Here is a 383-nt window from a genome sequence, read left to right on the forward strand (position 1 = left end):
TACTCCGCCTGCATCCATTGCAGACGGTTCAGCAGGCCCCGATGACTGTTGCCCACCGCCTTCGGCTTGCCGGTCGAGCCCGAGGTGGTGATGCAATAGGCCAGACCCTCCGGATGCCAATCCACAACCGGCGCCGCATCGGCAAAGCCGGACAGGTCCCAGCCCTCCAGCGCCACCACCTCGACGCCGTCCGGCAGCCGGTCGAGCAGATGAGCCTGAGCCAGCACCAGCTTCAGCCCGGTCTCGGCGATCGTGCCGGCCAGGCGCTCGCGCGGATGTTCGGGGTCGAGCGGCAGATACGCCCCGCCCGCCTTGGCGATGCCGAGCAGCGCCAGCACCATCTCCACCGACCGCTCCGCCGCCACCCCGACCAGCACGTCGGG

General features: G+C 70.0%; 1 protein-coding gene. It reads right to left on the reverse strand.

Annotation, left to right across the window (positions count from 1 at the left end; genetic code table 11):
• On the reverse strand, window positions 1–383 hold a 383-nt coding region (locus FFK22_RS42360; RefSeq protein WP_143957061.1), incomplete at both ends, for an AMP-binding protein.

The sequence above is a fragment of the Mycobacterium sp. KBS0706 genome, from assembly GCF_005938675.2.
Lineage (GTDB): Bacteria > Pseudomonadota > Alphaproteobacteria > DSM-16000 > Inquilinaceae > Inquilinus.